The organism is Paenisporosarcina sp. OV554, assembly GCF_003058165.1.
In the GTDB taxonomy this organism is placed as follows: Bacteria; Bacillota; Bacilli; order Bacillales_A; family Planococcaceae; genus Paenisporosarcina.
This window is the reverse complement of sequence record NZ_QBUC01000016.1, coordinates 60,157-78,463: the sequence shown is the minus strand read 5'-3', so window position 1 is coordinate 78,463 and position 18,307 is coordinate 60,157. Positions and strand designations below refer to the sequence as shown.

The 18,307-nt window shown below is 37.9% G+C and carries 13 protein-coding genes and 2 pseudogenes; 6 read left to right on the top strand and 9 right to left on the bottom strand.

Annotated elements, in window-relative coordinates:
* Nucleotides 1-11 precede the first annotated feature (11 nt).
* The 3 genes and pseudogenes from C8K15_RS13765 to C8K15_RS20870 form a co-directional block, all read left to right on the top strand.
* Nucleotides 12-1,094, top strand: coding sequence for a HupE/UreJ family protein (locus tag C8K15_RS13765; protein ID WP_108586971.1), 1,083 nt, complete (start codon nucleotides 12-14; stop codon nucleotides 1,092-1,094).
* Nucleotides 1,095-1,184: 90 nt separating this feature from the next.
* Nucleotides 1,185-4,823, top strand: coding sequence for an outer membrane protein assembly factor BamB family protein (locus tag C8K15_RS13760; protein ID WP_108586970.1), 3,639 nt, complete (start codon nucleotides 1,185-1,187; stop codon nucleotides 4,821-4,823).
* Between the two features lie 318 nt (nucleotides 4,824-5,141).
* Nucleotides 5,142-5,238, top strand: a pseudogene (locus C8K15_RS20870) (IS30 family transposase); the annotation flags it as partial.
* A gap of 245 nt (nucleotides 5,239-5,483) precedes the next feature.
* Here the strand turns inward: C8K15_RS20870 and C8K15_RS13750 are convergent.
* The 9 genes from C8K15_RS13750 to C8K15_RS13710 form a co-directional block, all read right to left on the bottom strand.
* On the bottom strand, nucleotides 5,484-6,164 hold the full coding sequence (locus C8K15_RS13750; protein WP_108586968.1) for a hypothetical protein: 681 nt from the start codon (nucleotides 6,162-6,164) through the stop codon (nucleotides 5,484-5,486).
* Between the two features lie 264 nt (nucleotides 6,165-6,428).
* A complete protein-coding gene (locus C8K15_RS13745) occupies nucleotides 6,429-6,836 on the bottom strand; it encodes a hypothetical protein (RefSeq protein WP_108586967.1) in 408 nt (135 codons plus the stop codon).
* A gap of 136 nt (nucleotides 6,837-6,972) precedes the next feature.
* Nucleotides 6,973-8,004, bottom strand: coding sequence for a 5-methylcytosine-specific restriction endonuclease system specificity protein McrC (gene mcrC / locus C8K15_RS13740; RefSeq protein WP_108586966.1), 1,032 nt, complete (start codon nucleotides 8,002-8,004; stop codon nucleotides 6,973-6,975).
* Nucleotides 7,997-10,669, bottom strand: coding sequence for an AAA family ATPase (locus tag C8K15_RS20865; RefSeq protein ID WP_233260495.1), 2,673 nt, complete (start codon nucleotides 10,667-10,669; stop codon nucleotides 7,997-7,999). Before C8K15_RS20865 ends, mcrC begins: the two co-directional genes overlap by 8 nt.
* A 448-nt stretch (nucleotides 10,670-11,117) precedes the next feature.
* On the bottom strand, nucleotides 11,118-12,437 hold the full coding sequence (locus C8K15_RS13730) for an MFS transporter (protein ID WP_108586964.1): 1,320 nt from the start codon (nucleotides 12,435-12,437) through the stop codon (nucleotides 11,118-11,120).
* A 59-nt stretch (nucleotides 12,438-12,496) separates the two neighbouring features.
* A complete protein-coding gene (locus C8K15_RS13725; RefSeq protein WP_108586963.1) occupies nucleotides 12,497-13,675 on the bottom strand; it encodes an acetyl-CoA C-acetyltransferase in 1,179 nt (392 codons plus the stop codon).
* 23 nt (nucleotides 13,676-13,698) lie between these two features.
* Nucleotides 13,699-14,454 carry a 3-hydroxybutyrate dehydrogenase gene (locus tag C8K15_RS13720; protein WP_108586962.1) on the bottom strand — a complete coding sequence of 252 codons (756 nt, stop codon included), beginning with the start codon at nucleotides 14,452-14,454 and terminating at the stop codon, nucleotides 13,699-13,701.
* Between the two features lie 18 nt (nucleotides 14,455-14,472).
* Entirely contained in the window at nucleotides 14,473-15,135 is a 663-nt protein-coding gene (locus C8K15_RS13715; RefSeq protein ID WP_108586961.1) for a 3-oxoacid CoA-transferase subunit B, read from the bottom strand.
* A complete protein-coding gene (locus C8K15_RS13710) occupies nucleotides 15,119-15,805 on the bottom strand; it encodes a CoA transferase subunit A (protein ID WP_108586960.1) in 687 nt (228 codons plus the stop codon). The genes C8K15_RS13715 and C8K15_RS13710 overlap by 17 nt, the downstream gene beginning before the upstream one ends.
* Before the next feature lie 199 nt (nucleotides 15,806-16,004).
* Here C8K15_RS13710 and C8K15_RS13705 point away from each other — a divergent pair, with 199 nt between their 5' ends.
* The 3 genes and pseudogenes from C8K15_RS13705 to C8K15_RS20860 form a co-directional block, all read left to right on the top strand.
* The gene (locus tag C8K15_RS13705; protein ID WP_108586959.1) at nucleotides 16,005-16,610 is read left to right on the top strand and encodes a TetR/AcrR family transcriptional regulator; all 606 of its coding nucleotides are present in this window, start codon (nucleotides 16,005-16,007) and stop codon (nucleotides 16,608-16,610) included.
* A 198-nt stretch (nucleotides 16,611-16,808) separates the two neighbouring features.
* The gene (locus tag C8K15_RS20370) at nucleotides 16,809-16,961 is read left to right on the top strand and encodes a hypothetical protein (protein WP_158268320.1); all 153 of its coding nucleotides are present in this window, start codon (nucleotides 16,809-16,811) and stop codon (nucleotides 16,959-16,961) included.
* A pseudogene (locus C8K15_RS20860) lies at nucleotides 16,958-17,149 on the top strand (MBL fold metallo-hydrolase); the annotation flags it as partial. The gene C8K15_RS20370 and the pseudogene C8K15_RS20860, both read left to right, overlap by 4 nt.
* Nucleotides 17,150-18,307 lie beyond the last annotated feature (1,158 nt).

Sequence of the window (18,307 nt, the reverse complement as noted above, 5' to 3'; positions counted from 1 at the left end):
GGTGTGTAGAGGTGAGAAAGTTCGTTTTATGGAATATGATGCTCTTATTCATTATTACGATAACGTTATGTCCTGTTAACGCTTCAGCTCACACAGATAACAGCGAGGGATATTCAAACATTACGCTTGATCGTGACACCCTGAATGTAGAGCTTTATATCGACTATTTTGAGCTTGGAAGGTTGATAGATTTCGAGGTTAATCCAGGTTCCTCTAAGGACCAATTGACAAAGGCATTGGAAGATAAACAGGATGCTGTAACGGAATACCTGGCCTCCCATTTTCAACTATTCACGGATGGAGCTAAATCAGAAGGAATAGTGACGGTCACAGACATCGAAGAAAGAACTGGCCGGGATTATGCCAAAATCATGCTTGAGTTCCCCCGCCCTGCCAAAGAGGAGTCGATCCAAATTCAGTACAGCGTCTTTTTTGAAGATAATGACCCCATGCACAGGAACATCGCAACCTATAACCTGGATAAAGAAAAAGGACAATTTGTTTTTCATGGGGGTGAACGGGAACTGCAAATCGGCAAGGAAACCATCATCGGCCAAATCATCCGGTTTATTCAACTCGGATTCCACCATATTATGATCGGGTATGACCATATCCTGTTTGTGATCGCTCTTTTACTTGGTTCGCGCCGATTTTCAGATATTCTCAAAATTATTACTGTGTTTACTTTGGCCCACAGTATTACACTAGGCCTCACTGCCTTAAAGCTAATCAATCTCCCTTCCGAGATTATAGAGCCTCTCATTGCGTTAAGTATTGCATTCGTCGCCCTGGAACATTTCTTCGGATTCTCTACGAAGCTCCGTTTTGCCGTCGTATTTGGCTTCGGACTGATCCATGGAGTGGGATTTGCCGGTGCATTACAGCTGTCAAATGATGTAACCTGGCGTTCGCTTTTGTCCATTTTGTCTTTCAACGTTGGTGTTGAAGTAGGACAAGCACTGATCATCATTCTGCTATTTCCCATTCTTCTTTATATCCGCCGATTCAAATGGTCAACTGTCGTCTACGGATCAGCAACCGCTGGTATTTTTGGAATGGGATTATTCTGGTATTTTGAGCGATTTCTAGCCTAAATGTTGAATCTCTTTCCTTTTCTTATAGGGGGTGGTTCAAAAGAGTAGCTTAAGGGTGTTAAAAATACGAGATTAATAGGAGGAAAAATAATGAAACCTTTAAATGAGAAAGGGAAAACGGTAAAAGAAAAGCTTAAACCGATTACCGCGGCCGTGATGTGTAGTCTTGCTTTGGCCGCTGTCGTCCAACCGGTTATCGCAGATAATCCTAATGCAACTGTTACGGGTACGGTATTTGCAGACAAAAACGGAAATGGAGTCCACGATGGAAACGAACAGGGAATTCCGAATGTGTCTGTCTCAGATGGGAAGAGCATTTCCGTTACCAATGATTCAGGAAAGTATACACTGACGGCAAACATTGAAAGACGCCAGTCGGATATCGTCTTTGTTACCGTTCCTAGCGGGTATAGCGTCCCAACAGACGAAAACAAAACACCCCAGTTCTATAAGCAACTTGGCAACCTCGAGGCCGGTGAAACACGAGAACAAAACTTCGGACTGCTACTTAAGCCTGAAAGCAATAATCCTAACTTTTCCTTTGCCAACGTGGCCGATGTTCACGTGGAAGCAGGGTCAAATAATAACCGTGAACGATTCACATCACAGCTGGCGCAAATTAACGAATCGACAGGAAACCCAGCCTTTATCGCCGTTAGTGGCGACTTGACCAACCGGGCAACCGATGCAGAATATCAGGATTATACAGCGAGCACAGCTACATCCGCTGTTCCTGTCTACCCAGCTGTCGGAAACCATGACTTTGCCCCAGGTTCTAGCTATCAAACAAGAGTGGACCGTTACCGCAAGTATCTCGGACCTGAGTGGTATTCATTCGATTATGGCAACAGGCATTTTGTCACATTGGAAAATACATTGGGCTTCAATGAAAATGACCAATTGGAATGGTTAAAACAGGATCTCGCCCAAAATGCAAAAGACAAAGAAGTAGTAGTATTCGTCCATAAGCCTTTGAATACACCGGAAACCCCGTCACCTGATAACACGAAGAAGTTTATTGAACTACTTAGCCAGTATCAGACACGACTGGTGATGGTTGGACATACCCATGTTAACGATGTGGCACAAGATACGATTCCAGGTGCTAACCATGTAACGACTGTTTCAAGTGCTTATACGATCGATCAGTCACCGAACGGATTCCGGATGGTTTCTTTCCAGGGCGACCAAAAGAATGCAAAGTATAAGATGTATGACGTAAAACAAAGCGCAGCGATTGTCCATCCAGCGGCCGGAAGCGATGTTCCAAAGGGCAAAGTGGACATATTGGTAAACGCCTATAATACGACAAGCAATGTCTCTAAAGTGGAATACAGAGTAGATGGCGGCTCTTGGAAAAAACTGAAACAAAGCAGCGGAATGGCCTGGTTTAACCAATGGAATGCTAAAAAAGCATCAAAAGGCAAGCATGCCATAGAAGTTAGGGTAACCGACGATGCAGGAAAGGTTTGGGTTAAAAACAACACGTTCAACATCGTAGACTCTAAGCGTATCTCACCTAAGGGCGGTTCTGACTGGACGATGTTCCACGGCAATGCCCAGCATACCGGAGAGGCAAAAGATACACTCGAAGCGGGTTTGCGATTAGGTTGGACCTACCGGACACCGGGTACGATTCTTACCTCCTCCCCTGCCATTGCAAATGGAATGGTTTATATCGGAACACGTGATGAAAACGGCACGGACCAAAATTCTATCCATGCGGTTGACCTAGAAACCGGCCAAAAGAAATGGGCAGTAAAAGCAGATGCCCAGGTCCAAGCATCTCCAGCAGTAGCAGACGGAGTCGTTTACGCGAATTCGATTCGCGGCACACTTTATGCGATGAATGCAAAAACCGGGGAAAGGATTTGGGAAAAATCCGTTGGCAAGGATCAAGTACAGAGATCCTGGATGTATTATTCTCCAACAGTAGCCGATGGAGTCCTATACCAGGCATACAGCACAGGCAGCGGTGGTGCAATCATGGCGCTTGATGCCAAAACCGGCGAACAATTATGGAATGCTCCTTTAGCAGGCGGCTGGATCGTTGAATCCACACCTGTAGTACAAGATGGCAAGGTATTTGTTGGTGCAGACGGCGGCTGGCTGATCTCTCTTGACGCTGCTACAGGCAAGGAAATCTGGCGTAAAAAACCAGCAGGCGGCTGGATGCACTCCATGCCTTCCATCTCAGATGGCCGAGTGTTTATGGGGTACCAGGGCGGTTTAATCGTCTCACTTGACGCCTCGACAGGCAACGAGCTATGGCGCTATAAGAGCTCCGATAAATCCTACATTCATGGTCAGGCAACTGGTTCCTCCCCTGCTGTAGCGGATGGAGTCGTCTACATGGGATTCCCTGACGGAAACGTTGCTGCAATAGACGCGGTCACAGGTTCCTTAAAATGGAAATATCGTACGGATGGCGGAATCATTTCATCAGCAGCCGTTAGTGGAGAAACCATCTTCATCGGTTCCAACGACGGAAATCTTTATGCGCTTGACCGAATAACAGGACAGCCATTATGGCATCATGAAATTGGAGCTTGGGTGGCATCTTCCCCTGCGATTTCAGGAAATACGCTTGTGGTTGGTGCTCATGATGGAAACCTTTATGCATACACACCTGGAGGAAAATCTGCCCAAAGATGGCCACGAGTAACCGGTAAGGTGACGGATGCTGATACCGGAAAACCGGTAGCCGGTGCGACCGTTGTAGTGACCGATACCGAGGGGAACCGCCAGACTTCAGTAGCCAATGATGATGGCCAATACCTAATCGGATTAAAGCCAGGCAAATATACTCTTTCTACAAAACGAAGAGGTTTTCATTCAGACACTTCTCTCTCTGTCACGATGGTAGAGGGGAAAAATGAAACGAAGGAACTAAAGCTAAACACCATCACCGAGCCGATTGCAGGAGAATCTCAGGAAGCTCCAGATTTTCATGCAGGAAGCACCCGCTTGGACGCAACAACAGGCAACCCGTACCATTACATCATCAATAACAAGGTAGAGGCGACCATCTCTACACAAGTGGCTGCCAATAATCAGGCAGGTACTTTCCAGCCAGGATGGCTAGGCGATCTTGCCCTACAGGATGATAATGCCATGGAAACCTTGGATTGGAGCGAGTTAGTCCTTTCACCGACTATGAATGATCCACAAGTTCCATGGAACCGTACTGGAGAATGGCTGTCTCTTCCTAAAATCGAGACCGTAGGAAACGCAATAAAAGCTTCCGGAGAAGCACAAATTGATCCGTCTATCAAGACGTCGGTCACCTACCAATTGCTTCCGGATGCACCGGTGGCCAAGCTAACCTTGGAATTAGAAAATACCGGAACAAAAGATTTCAAAGGATACTTCCAATATTTACTCGATCCGGATAGTTCTGATGAAACCGCCATACTTCCAGGTTTTGCAAACGTTAATCCCGGCTTCAAGACTTCCGGATGGACGGGGAATTATGTGTATGACGGGCCTAAAACCGCTATAAACAGCCCGGCACATGGGATTGCCTGGGTCAAAGACCAACCAACTGGGATCAGTGCCTTCGGTTATATTTTTGGTGCCTCATTTGATGCAAGTGTAGCAGCAGGTGAAAAACGGACAATCAGCTGGTACCACATCACCGACTATCCTGCCGAAGGAACGAACCCGGCAGCCAATATTGAGCGGTGGGCAACACAGCTGGAAACATTGGATCCAAATGCAGCAAAATAATCTCTACATCCACTTTCACTTGACTGTTTTATAGTTTGATAGAATACTCATTAAATTGACCCTAATGAAAAGGAGTGCCGGAGTTTTCGGCACTCCTTTTTTAAGTGAATGTTAGGCAGTTAATGTTTTATTTGAAAGGGGATACCCTTTCGTTCTACATAATGGAATCAATTAATGTAGACCTTTTCTATTACATCAATTATGTATAGAAAGGTGAATACGTATCAGTTTAAGTTTGAACTTCTAAGTCCATCACCGCCGACAGGAGGAAGGAATTTCATCTATGGATTGAAGTGGAAAAAGCTTCGGAAAACCTTCTACTTCGCTGATCCAGGCGCTCCTGCTCAACGTGGAACCAATGAAAACACTAACGGTCGAGTCCGGAGAACTTACCCAAAAGGAACAGATTTCAGCCAGATAGCACAGGAAGAAATCATCGATTTTCTCTTGAATTTCAATCAGATTCCAAAAAAGCGCATCGCTTCCGACCCGCCAGGCTGATCTGTTTTTACGCAATAATAGTCAAAATACTTACCGTCGAATTAGCGTCCAGGGATCTCGTTGTTCTCTTTTGTTCCACATGTAATTTCCTTTTAGCAATTTCAGGCGCTCTTGAATGATTAATGGATATTAATTAAGTTTAGTTATCTTTATGATTTATTATGTAATCAACCATTTAGATATCTCGGGTAATTTATTAGAAAGCACTTTAACAAATGGCAATTTCCCATGATCTTTCAAGAAAATATATTGATGAAAATACTTCTCTTCAAATTCTGTAATCCATTGAGCATCTTTCTTTTTGCTTTCAGCAAATATTATCGTAAGACTCGGGAAGTTGCCATGCTTTAACTTTAGATTCAGAATTCTACCCATATCTTGTAGTAAGGTTGGCAAACCAATTCTTTTTTTCTGAGCTTTTTTCATTTCAAACTCAGCCTCATCCTTTACGAAAAACTCTCGATACTCTTCCAAAAAAGGATTCAAAAAGTCAGCGCCATCTAAATACGCAGAAGTAGATGTGCTCATTTTTATAGAAATGCCGAAAAGTATTTCCTTACCATTCACAAGTGAAATGTCCAATGTCTGATTCCCATGTAAGGCAGGGTATTTAGTTTCTCTTTTAAGTATCAATTCTGAAGAAGTTATATCTAAGCCTCTATCAATATTCAAATTAGATGTTAACCAACCATAAATAATAGCTTCGGTAACTAAGGGTTTCTTTGCATAGATATTATAGAACTGTTCTTTCAAGTGAATAATATCAGAACAAGTGAGATTAATATCACTGATTTTCTTGTCATTTTTAAAAATGAATTTCTCAATTAACTCGTTTCTCATCCCACTCTCTCCACTCTTCAAATAAGTTACCATTTAGACAGTTAATGTATAGGATATTCATGAAGAACTGTAAATATGACCATATAAAATCTTATTATACTGAACAACAGCGTAGGTTTTCGGGTCGCATTAGACTTCAAACCTGACTGCACCATAACCTAAAAAATGAACACTTATTGCATAAAAAAGCAGCGGCTGAAATGCAATTTCAACCGCTCATGGAGTTCCTATATAGTTGAGAGTGGTAACTTCAAAGGTAAAACATTAAGTTCTCTTTTCATATGCCTCATCAATATAAGGACTTATTTCTTCCAGACTTCTCACCCAATCAAGCCTAATGAATACTTCATGCGGTTTTTCATTAATTTGCATTCCATTTCTTACATATGTATTGCCTATCTTTTCATCAAGTTCTTTTTGTGTTTGTAATCCTTCTCTGTCTTTCTTTTCCCCTAGGTGTAAAACTACCACGGGGTAACCTCGCACTATCATCAATGTCGCAAATTTTTTAGTAAAACTTCCATCTTCTCTTATTTTTTTATATCCAATCACAAATTCTTTGTCAGCTATACTTCTTTTAATTTTATCCTTGCTGGTAATATAGACATCTAATGCTAAACCCTTGTACTCCTCTTTTTTATAACCTTGATTTATATTTTCACTTAATTGCATTAACTCTTCTCCCTTTCATACTAATCTTCTGAGGATTAATTAGAATTCCTATCTTTACTAACTTAAAGATAAAACGAGCTATGATGAGTCACAACTCGTCTCTAGTATTTCTTCAGCAGATATGTGTAATTACATTTCATTGCATAAGTTCTGCGACATTATCTAGCTGGCTAACAATTTCTGTCCAGTCAGCTCCTAAGTCGAGTGTTTTTACACTGATCCGATTTCCACCAATTTGATAGTCGTTATTAGGAGTTATTTCTTCATCGGTTTTTGCATATAGAATTAAACCACTTACATTACCGCTCCCATTCCGATCTTTGTTTTTAACATAGGTGAAAATTTGATATAGGTTATTAGAATTAATCGATTTACTATCAAACATCGTGTGTGTTTGCATTGTCTTTCCATAATATTTAGCATCAATAATTAATGTCTTAGAATCCTTGGTGAGTGTAATATCAGAGTTCATTGTAGGAAGAAGATTAGAAATCCCGTCATCGATATTCCAGTCAATTTGAGAAGGGTTGGCAGAATATTGGGGATACTCCTTTTTAAAATAGCCAAGTAGAAATTTTTCATATAATCGATGCATTTGTTGATCATCTAGAAATTGATTCATTTTATATTTACCACTATCAGTCGTCATTAAAAGACCTTTGATGACTAACTCACAGATATTAATTAACATTTTGTAAGAAGCATTATTCCGGTGATACGTCAATGCGCTCCATTTGATGTTATTTATCTCAAGCGTATCGACATTTCCCAAGAATAGAGAAAGCTTTCTTAATTTCTTACGATTGCTATCTTTAACTTCACCACTGAGAATAAGAAGTTGCATCGTAGTTTTTAATATTTGATTTAACTGCACGTTTTCGGAAAAATCATCATAATGACAAATCATGCTTCGCATCATATAGGTATTCTGTTTAATAGAATTCGTCACATCAATTTTGCCTCGCAAATTACCTGTAACCTCGGTGAGTCCGATGTAATCTCTATGGAAACCACGTTTACGTTGGATGGTTGCACCCCTAATTAGTATAGCGGCTATTAAATCATGAATATTTTTAAACTCTTCTGCTTGAATACTTTTATAACCTTCTTCATTTAGCGTTCTATAAGCGTAAGATAACATATAGTAGACATTCTTTATCCTAATCACGAATAGCACTCCGAAGTTTGTTCATCCAATGCTCTACCTTAGATGGTTCGTCAAACCAGTATTCTTTTATCAACGGAACCAGTTCATATTCCACTATTTCAGATAGCCACTCGTTATCCACATCAATTCTAGATGAAAAATAACTGTGTCCAATACGGAATCCACTACCTAGAGAGTCGTCTTCTTCTATTACAGTATTCATTGCTACAACTGTATCTATTAAATGATTAAATTTCACATTTCCAATGCTAGCTTGATACTTTTTAAACCCTTCACTTCCAAAGGCTGGTTCAAATTCATAAAAGGCAAAACGACGACGTAAAGCATAGTCAATCATAGCAAGACTGCGGTCCGCTGTATTCATCATCCCAATAATAAAGACGTTCTCAGGAACTGAAAATTGTTCGTCTGAATAGAGAAGACGTAATTCTTTTCCTCGTTTATCATTTTCAATTAACATTAATAATTCACCGAAAACCTTGCTTAAGTTTCCTCTGTTTATTTCATCAATGATAAAAAAGTATGGTCGATCATCGGGCTCTGCTTCTTTACAAAACTGATAAAATGGCCCTTTAGACAAAGAGAAGCCTTTTTCAGTAGGCCGGTATCCCATGATGAAATCTTCATAGCTATAACTTTGATGAAATTGAACGACTAATACTCGACTTTTATCTTTTTCACCCATAATAGAATAAGCTAACCGCTCTGCTGCAAACGTTTTTCCAACGCCGGGTGCACCTAATAAGATGAGATTTTTCTTTCTAATCAGAAGATTGTTAAGGGTATTGTACTTTTCTTTGTTCATATATACTTCTGATAGGAAGTTTTCCGAATTATAGCTTTCATATTGTGGCGTTATATCATCTGGAATTAACATACCATCTGATACATCAATAAACATTTCTTCGAGTTTTTTGTAATAGTCCGTATAAGATGTTACTTCAGTTAGGGTTTTCAGGATAATTTGTCCTTCATGATCCCATTCACCTCTATGAGTCCAGCGAACTTTATGAATATTTTTATACTCTTTTCTTGAATCATCAAAAATATATTCGGAAGTTACCACGCCACGACCAATGATTTTTTTTCGACCTTTCTTCGCGAAAATAATATCTCCAATTTCAATTTCATTAGTGAATTGCCATGTAGCATGCCCATCATTTATATAAGAATATTCCTCACCAAATATCTCTTTCATTTTAATTTTCATCGCATTTTTGGTAGGGAATTGTTTCAAATCTCCGAGTTCACTCCAACCGATTCCCATAATTCCTTTTCCGTAAAATTCTTCCCACATACCGGAACCTTCGCCTGGAGCATACATCCAGTAACGTTTCTTATCCTTTACTATTACTTCTGGTGGCGTAGTTGCTGGAATATGTTCATATTTCCCGTTAATAATGCTTTCAATAACTCCATCTTCTTCTTTTGTTACAGGAAAATTGGTCGCTCCAGGATAAGTCAAAATTCCCATCCTTTTTGTCCGCTCATCTGAAAGTAACAGAGTTCTTTCCACAATAGAGTCTATAAATTTTGTGTGAAGCTGAATATCAACTGCCAAATAAGGTTCCTTATTTAAGACATCACTGCGGTTGTAGGGGTCTTCTATGTCAGGTTGAGTTATTTTAGGATCGCAAAGAATAGTTCCTACCGCAATAATTCCTCCACCAGAACCAGAACGCCAAATATATGCTTTATCTCCCTTTTTGATATTTTTTGAATGTTGATTTACAGCCCATGTGATTGTGTCCAAATCATTTACAGCATTATTTACTTCATAATAAGTAGGATTTCCTTGAAATACCCAATAAGCTGTTTCCCCTCCTTCTACAGGAGTTAGAACGTTATCAACTGCTGGTATCCACTTTTCTGCAATGACGGGAGTTTCATAAAAATCAATTTTTTTATTTTCATTTGAATACATTCCTTCTAGTTTCTCTCTAATCAAGAGTAGTCTTTTATCGGAATCTGTAATTGAATTATCCGTAATTAAATTAGAATAAGCTTTTATTATCCTATCTTTGTGCCCCCAACTAGCAATTCGCTCAAACTTTTCCGGAATCAACAAATGAAGTAAGATATGAAGAATTTGTACTTTTTTACCAACAGATTGACGAATATCATCAGCGAATTTCTTTAACTCTGATGCATCATTCAACATATTTTCGCGATTCTTCAAAGGTAGATTCTTTAAATTCTCGGCAACTAAAAACAAGAAGGAGACCTCAAAATATTTACTAGTATTATAAAAAGTTCCAGTGGCTCCCAGCCCTTGCTTTAGACCATCGAAAACTGGCAGTGATTGATCAAAATCAATACCTTTCCACGAAGCAATCATTTCTAACTTTTTCATCTTAGTTTTGTAACTAATTGATCCACTATAAGGAAAAATATAATAAATAAACATTAATTCGATAGCAAATTTATATACACCTTCTGATTCGTTTTCCAGTTGTTTTTTAAATTTAGCATCAAAGTTTTCACCGGACACGTCAGGATTTTCTACAAATATGGATTTAAACCTATTTAAATTCGTATCAGTCCAAATTGACTCTCCATCCCAGATCAATGATCTATTATTTAAGAGACACTCATTTTTCCATTTTTCTGCAGCATCATAAATTGCTGTTCTATCATTCTTTTCCAACTCATAATAAATCGCCATATCTAGACACCTCTTCATATGTATAATTTCCTATTACTAGAATAACAGACAGAACTATGTTGTTATCCACAATATCTTTACTTCAAGTAATCGTATTACTGTTACGATAAACTACCTTCCCACATCTCCTCATAGCCTTAAGTTCACATTTAATTTAGAGATTTGAAGTAATGCTTTTCTATGTAGCGAAAATGATGGTTATCACTACTTAGAAATACAACGTGTCCCTTTACGTAATTTAGTTTTGATACAAAAATGCAACAAAAAAGAAGGAGATTTCTTTCCTCCTTCTTCGATTTCTCAAATGCAATCATTTTTGATTCTACTTATATCAGCTTATTATTTAAATAATTTTATGCCCTACCCTTTCTAATTAATCAAAGTCATTGTTTATGCACATGGAAACTGCAGCATCAACATTTTTACTCCATATCGGTTTGACTTAATGTTAAATTTGATTTACGTTAACTTGTACTCCTTTAAGCTTTTCTTCTTTTCGCTCTGTTACCAATTTTAATGTCATAAGCGTTATAGATCCGATTACAAGCAGCCCCGCAATGATGAACATTCCTGAAGTAAATGCTACAGATCCAAGAATCATCGGACCTACAAATCCACCTAATGCAGCAAATGAATTAACTAAAGCGATTCCAACAGGTGCAGTAGACTCTGTAAAGAAGAATGTTAGATAAGCAAAGAAACAACCAGTAAATCCATATAACCCAGCAGATGTAACTGCTAACATAAGAACCATCATAAATACACTATTTGAAAACCCACAGCCTATGAATCCGAGAATGGCAATTAGGAAACAGACTAGTAAATGAGATTTATGTGCGCTCGTTCTATCAGCATTCCACCCAACAATTAGAATTGCCGGAATACCAACAACAGCTGGAATCATAGCCAACCAACCTATTTCTAAGTTAGTTGTTGCACTTACTGATAACGATTTAATAATGGTCGGCATCCAGAAAGACAAACCGTAGATTCCTGTATACGCTGCGAAGTAAAGTAAAGCTAGCTTCCAAACTTTCGAGTCTTTCAACATATCAACTTTAGATGCTTTGTTTACTTTCATACTTAATTGTCTCTCTGCATTTAACTCTCCTTCTAACCAATCTTTTTCATCTTGAGTTAGCCATTTAGCATTAGCAGGTCGATTTGTTAAATAAAATATAACAAGGCATCCTAAAATAAGTGCAGGAATTCCTTCTAGAATAAACATCCATCTCCAACCAGACATGTTAAACCATGAGATATTATCTAGAATCCATGTAGACAATGGTGCTCCTAATAAACCTCCTATTGGTAAAGCTAACAATAATACAGCAGTTGCTTTTCCTCTTTCACGAGCTCTAAACCAATACGTTAGATACAAAATAATACCTGGGAAAAATCCTGCTTCAGCTACACCTAATAAAAATCGAAGAATGTACAAATGAGTAGTTGTTTGTGCAAAACCAGTTAGAATAACAACAATTCCCCAAGTAAACATAATACGGGCAATCCATATTTTTGGTCCCACTTTATGCATAATCATATTACTTGGAACTTCAAAAAAGAAATAACCAATAAAGAAAATACCAGAAAGAAGACCAAAGACCTCAGCAGACAAAGCTAATTCTGCATTCATTTGTAAGGCTGCATATCCTAGATTAACTCGATCTAAGTACGCAACAATATACAAAATCAAAATAAATGGTAGGATACGTATCATTGTTTTGTTAACTATTTTTCTTTCGAGTGCATTCGTTGTTTGATTCATTAGTATTACTCCCCTTTGTATGATAATTATTTACCTTCCAATTTCCCATCCTATTTGTTCTAATTTACATTTTCTAAAATAATCGCAATGCCTTGACCCCCACCAATACAAAGCGACGCTAAACCATATCGAACATTTCTTTTCTTCATCTCAACTGCTAACGAATACGTAATTCTCGTACCACTTGCACCTACGGGATGACCTAATGCGACAGCTCCACCGTTCACGTTTACTTTTTCCATATCTAGACCTAACTCTTTAATAACAGCTAACGATTGAGCTGCAAAAGCCTCATTTAACTCAAATAAACCAATATCATCCAAAGTTAAACCAGCCTTTTCTAATGCCTTTTTACTTGCTGGAACTGGACCAATACCCATAATAGTCGGATCAACACCAGCTACACCCCAAGAAACGATTTTTGCTAATGGTTTTAAATTATGCTCATTTACATATGCTTCTGATGCAAGTAAAACTGCTGCTGCTCCATCATTAATTCCACTTGAATTCGCTGGCGTTACCGTACCATCTTTCTTAAATGCAGGTTTTAGCTTAGCCAGTCCTTCAACCGTTGCACCTTCTCGAATATGCTCATCTGTATCAAAAATAACTTCGCCTTTTCTCCCTTTGATTGTAACGGGCGCAATCTCCTCTGCAAATCGACCACTGTCTCTTGCTTCAATAGCTCTTTCCTGCGATTGGACTGCAAATGCATCCTGTTCTTCTCGAGAAATATCATATTGTACTGCTAAGTTTTCAGCTGTCATCCCCATACCACAACCGACATATTTATCTGTCAAAGTATCCCAAAGCATATCGTCTACTAAAGGTGCTTTGTTAGGTGAACCAAAGCGAGTTCCTCTTAAAACATGAGGAGCTAAACTCATATTTTCTGTACCACCGGCAACAATTACATTCGCATCCCCCACTGCGATTGCCTGTGCCCCCGAAACAATAGATTGCATACTAGATCCACAAAGTCTGTTAAGTGTAAGAGCACTTGATGACTCTAACATTCCACTTTTCAGCCCAATATGTCTAGCTAGATAAGATGCACTCTCACTAGTTTGGATAATATTACCGAAAATAATTTCTTCTATATCTGAAGCAGGTATTCCACTTCTTTTAATTGCTTCTTTTGTTGCTATCACACCCAAATCAATATCGCTGACATCTTTCAGTGAACCACCGAAAGTTCCAAAAGCCGTTCTTGCGCCGTCAATAATATAAGTTGTCATATGTCATTCCCCCCTATTTTTTATTACATTCCACCTGAAACGCTTAAATGTTCACCAGTAATTGCACTCGCTTCATTTGCTGAAAGATAAGCTACCCCCGAAGCTACCTCTTCTGGAGAGATAAATCGCTTCATCGCTTGTCTTGGATATACAATAGTTTCCAACGCTTCTTGTTCTGTTTTTCCAACTTTAGTCAAGTCATCTAGTTGTCTTTGAAGTAAAGGTGTTAATACTGGACCCGGTAATATGGAGTTAGCTGTAATTTTAAACGGTGCCCCTTCTAAAGCTGTTACACTTGTTACACCAATCACTCCATGTTTAGCTGCTACATATGCTACTTTTTCTGGACTTGCCAATCTTCCATGAATAGAAGAGATATTGACGATTCTTCCAAACTCTTTTTCTTTCATATATGGGAAAACATGTTTCGTCATCAAAAATACACCGGTTAACATGACACCAATAAGTAGATTCCACTTCTCTAATGGAAATTCATCAATAGCTGCTCTATGCTGTAATCCAGCATTATTTACTAACACCTCAATAGAGCCTCTTTCATTAATAACCGATTGAATAACTGCTTGAATATTTTCTTCATTCGTCACATCTAGTGCAATTCCTTTAGCATTTTCTCCTAATTCTCTAGCTACTTTATCTGCAGCTTCTTGATTAAGATCTGCTACGTATACAAAATCATTTTGAGACACAAATTTTTGTGAAATTGCATATCCCAATCCACCAGCTCCACCAGTTACAATAACCGTTCTTTGCTTACTCATAAAAGATCCCCCCGTCATTCAAATAAAATTTTGTATGTGAAAAGCATTTTCAAATTCTAATTGGAAACCTACCTTTTCACTTAATTCTTCTATAGAAATATCCTCAAGTATTTCTACTACTCTAGGACCTTCCTCTGTAAATTTAATAACGGCATATTCAGACACAAACAAATCTACTTTGCGAATCCCACTTGTTTTATACGTAAGTTCTTTAACTAATTTTGAAGTTCCATCTTTCGCAAACAATGTAGCAGCCACTATTACTTTTTTAGCCCCCGTTACTAAATCCATTGCACCTCCAACACCTAAAATAGGTTGATTAGGTACAGCCCAGTTAGCGATTTCTCCATGAATATCAACTTGAAGAATTCCTAACACCGCTACATCTACATGTCCACCTCTGATTAATGCAAAAGAATCGGCACTACTGAAAAACGAGGCACTTTTCAAATAAGATACCGGTTCTTTTCCAGCATTGATCAAATCAATGTCTAAATTTTCTTCTGTTGCAGGAGGTCCCATTCCTAATAATCCATTTTCAGTTTGTAAAAAAACTTCCTTATTGTCTAAATATTCAGATACTAGAGTTGGAATGCCTATTCCCAGGTTTACAATTTGACCATCCTCTAACTCTTCTGCAATTCTCTTTGCAATGATATGTCTTTTATCTTGACTCAACATACTCACTCCCTACTTTGGAATATTTACTTTGAATGACATAATCAACATACGCATGAGGTGTAACAATGTATTCTGGATCTAGTTCTCCTACTTCTACAATTTCATCTACTTCTGCAATGACAATTTTCCCAGCAGTCGCCATCATTGGATTAAAGTTTCTAGCAGTCGTATGGTAGACTAAATTCCCCAATCGGTCCGCTTTTGCAGCTTTAATAATCGCTACATCACCTTTAATTGCTTTTTCAAAAATATATCTTTCTCCATCAATTACTCTTTCCTCTTTACCCTCTGCTAATTCAGTTCCTACAGCAGTCTTTGTATAAAAACCACCAATACCAGCTCCTCCACAACGAATAGCTTCAGCTAGCGTACCCTGTGGTAATAAGTCAATTTCCAATTCACCTTTCGACCATGCAATCACTGCTTCTCTATTGATCGAAAAAAAGGAACCAATCGCTTTTCTGATTTTTCCTTGTATAAATAATTTATGCAAACCTTGTCCAAGGTCTCCTAAGTTATTACTAACTACTATTAAATCTGTAATATCTGTTTCCAGTAGTTCATCAATTATTGTTAGAGGCGCGCCAGATAAACCAAATCCACCAGTTAATATTTGATCGCCACTTTTAAACAACTTTCGAATTTCACTTGATTCAATTACTTTAATCATCGTTATCCCCCCATTGATTAATATCACCGTTCGAAAACGCTTTCATTTTCATACAAAGTAAAATAGAATATCAATAAGTTGAACTTGAACAAAAATCTAATTCAATTATTTTAAATTATATGATTTTTCAAAAAACTAGACTGTAGTCTGATACTATATTATGTAAGATTATTCTGTCAATACATAATGGAGGGATTTTATGATTGAACCAGTAAAAAAGCAACGTAGAGGAGAAGAGACAAAGAAAAAAATTTTAGCGGTGGCTTTGAGGCTTTTTGCCGAAAAAGGGTTTAATAAGGTTACTGTTGACGATATTGTGAAAAAAAGCGCAACTTCAAAAGGTTCCTTTTATCAACATTTCCGATCAAAATCCGACATCTTTCTAGTACGTTTTACAGAAGTAGATAATTATTATTTAGAGGTATATGAATCGTTCCCTGAAAATATGGACCCCATTGAAAAACTATCTATTTTCTCACAAAAATTAATGAATTTTTTAGAGGTCGAAATGGGTAAAGACCTGATGAAAGTTATATATAATGCAGCTTTGGAATCTAAAGAACATACTTACTTTTTAGATTCCAATCGCTCACTTTTTAAAATTACTCGTAAATTGCTTGAAGAAGCAATTGAAGAAGATAAAATAGATTCGGAGCTTTCTTTGGATGATGTATCCACAATGATTACGCAATCCTTTATGGGTTCAATCTATCACTGGGGCTTGCAAAACACAGATAGAAGTCTTGAGTCATTTTCCAAGCCTTTCGTTAAAACCCTTCTCAAAGGAATATCCAAAACAACTTAGACATTAAATTGGATCCACCTTATATGCACACAAAAATACCGGCTTCCAATAATGGAAACCGTTAACTATAAGGAGGAAAAATCCAAATTGAAAATGTGGTTTTTTTAGCTTTAAAGAGAAAGATAGGGGAGTAGTTTTAACTATAAAGGGGAGAGCTGTTAACCCAAACTATTCGAGGAATCACTAGGGTTAAATGGGATGACAAAAAATAGGGGGATGAAGGTATTTCTTAGTTGGTCAGGAGATATAAGTAAAGAAATTGAAAAAGAATTTAAAGAGTGGTTACCAAACGTGCTTCAATTTACTAAACCCTTTGTTTCAGCAGAAGATATAGATGCAGGAACAAGATGATTGCTACTCATCCAGATGCAGATCATGTTGGTGGTTTAGATGAGGTGTTAAAAGCCTATAAAGTAGAATCTGTGTATGCACCGAAAGTTTCACATACAACTCAGGCATTTAAAAACTTCTTACTCGCAGTTAAAAATGAAAAGCTAACGATAAAAACTGAAAAAGTTGGAGTTAGCCTTCCATTAAGCTTATCGGACACTTCACTGAGCATATTTATTTATCCTTCTAGAAAGAAAACCAAATGGGAAAAATGAATAATTTTTTGGAGCACAGATGGATAAATTCAAGTTTTCTAAGGATAACGACTTTCTTTCTTACTAAATTACGTGCTATTCGACTATGAGAGAGCCCTTTAGGACGTTATTCCCTCATTTGACTTTTCGATATAATCCTTCAGTTCCAACGGAACTGTCTAACTTTTATCTGAGAGATATGACCATCTTCAATTTGAGTTAGAAACATTTCGCACAACAAAAGCACCCGTTAGCCAATAAAAAAGGATCCGTTTCGGGAAGTTGTGAGAACCTGCCACCCGGCGAGGGGGTTTGGGATAAAAAAAGTTGGGCTGCCACGACAATCTAGTCGTGGCAGTCAGGGGTTTGAAGTCATGATACCATACTCCTTCTTAAAATATATCATGAGTTTTTTTACTTGCCCCAGCTGAGGAAAGATAATGTTGAACATATAAGTTGTGCAATTAGCTGCCAGATAGACAGCCTTGATGTTTAACTAAGCACCCACGCTTCTGTATCCGATCCGACAAACAGTCATTCCATTGCTGCCCGAAAGGGCAGCAAGGTCTATTAACCTTCAATTTATATGTCCATTGTCCATTAATGAAAAGTTTTTTTAGAAACTCTTTTTCTCATTTCTAAAAAGTTTAATTAACATGAAAATTTGTAGAGTAAACCACAGAATAAATAAATACAAAAGTACTTTTTCAATTTCCTGAATGAAAAGTAATAGGATATTGGGTAACATGAATGCAACACTGATTCCCATTAATAACCTTGATTTTTTTATTAAAGCAATAATAAAAAATAGTACTGAAAGACTTAATAATATCCAACAAATAATTAGTAAATACCAAAATATAAAATTTTCAAAAAAATAAAAAACATCGTCCATTTTAAATCTCCTCTTTGGCCTTATAACACATTAATGTAATTATTTTTAGTTTTCCTCATTATAGATCCTGTGAAGGTGAAAATCAGACCTAGTCCCGAAAATTTTTGCATGCAAGAAACTGGATTCGCTACATGAGATTAATCCGTAAAACATCGATCCCATCGCTGCACGTAAGTGTATGCCGCATACACCGTAGGTTGACATAACAACGGGATGAG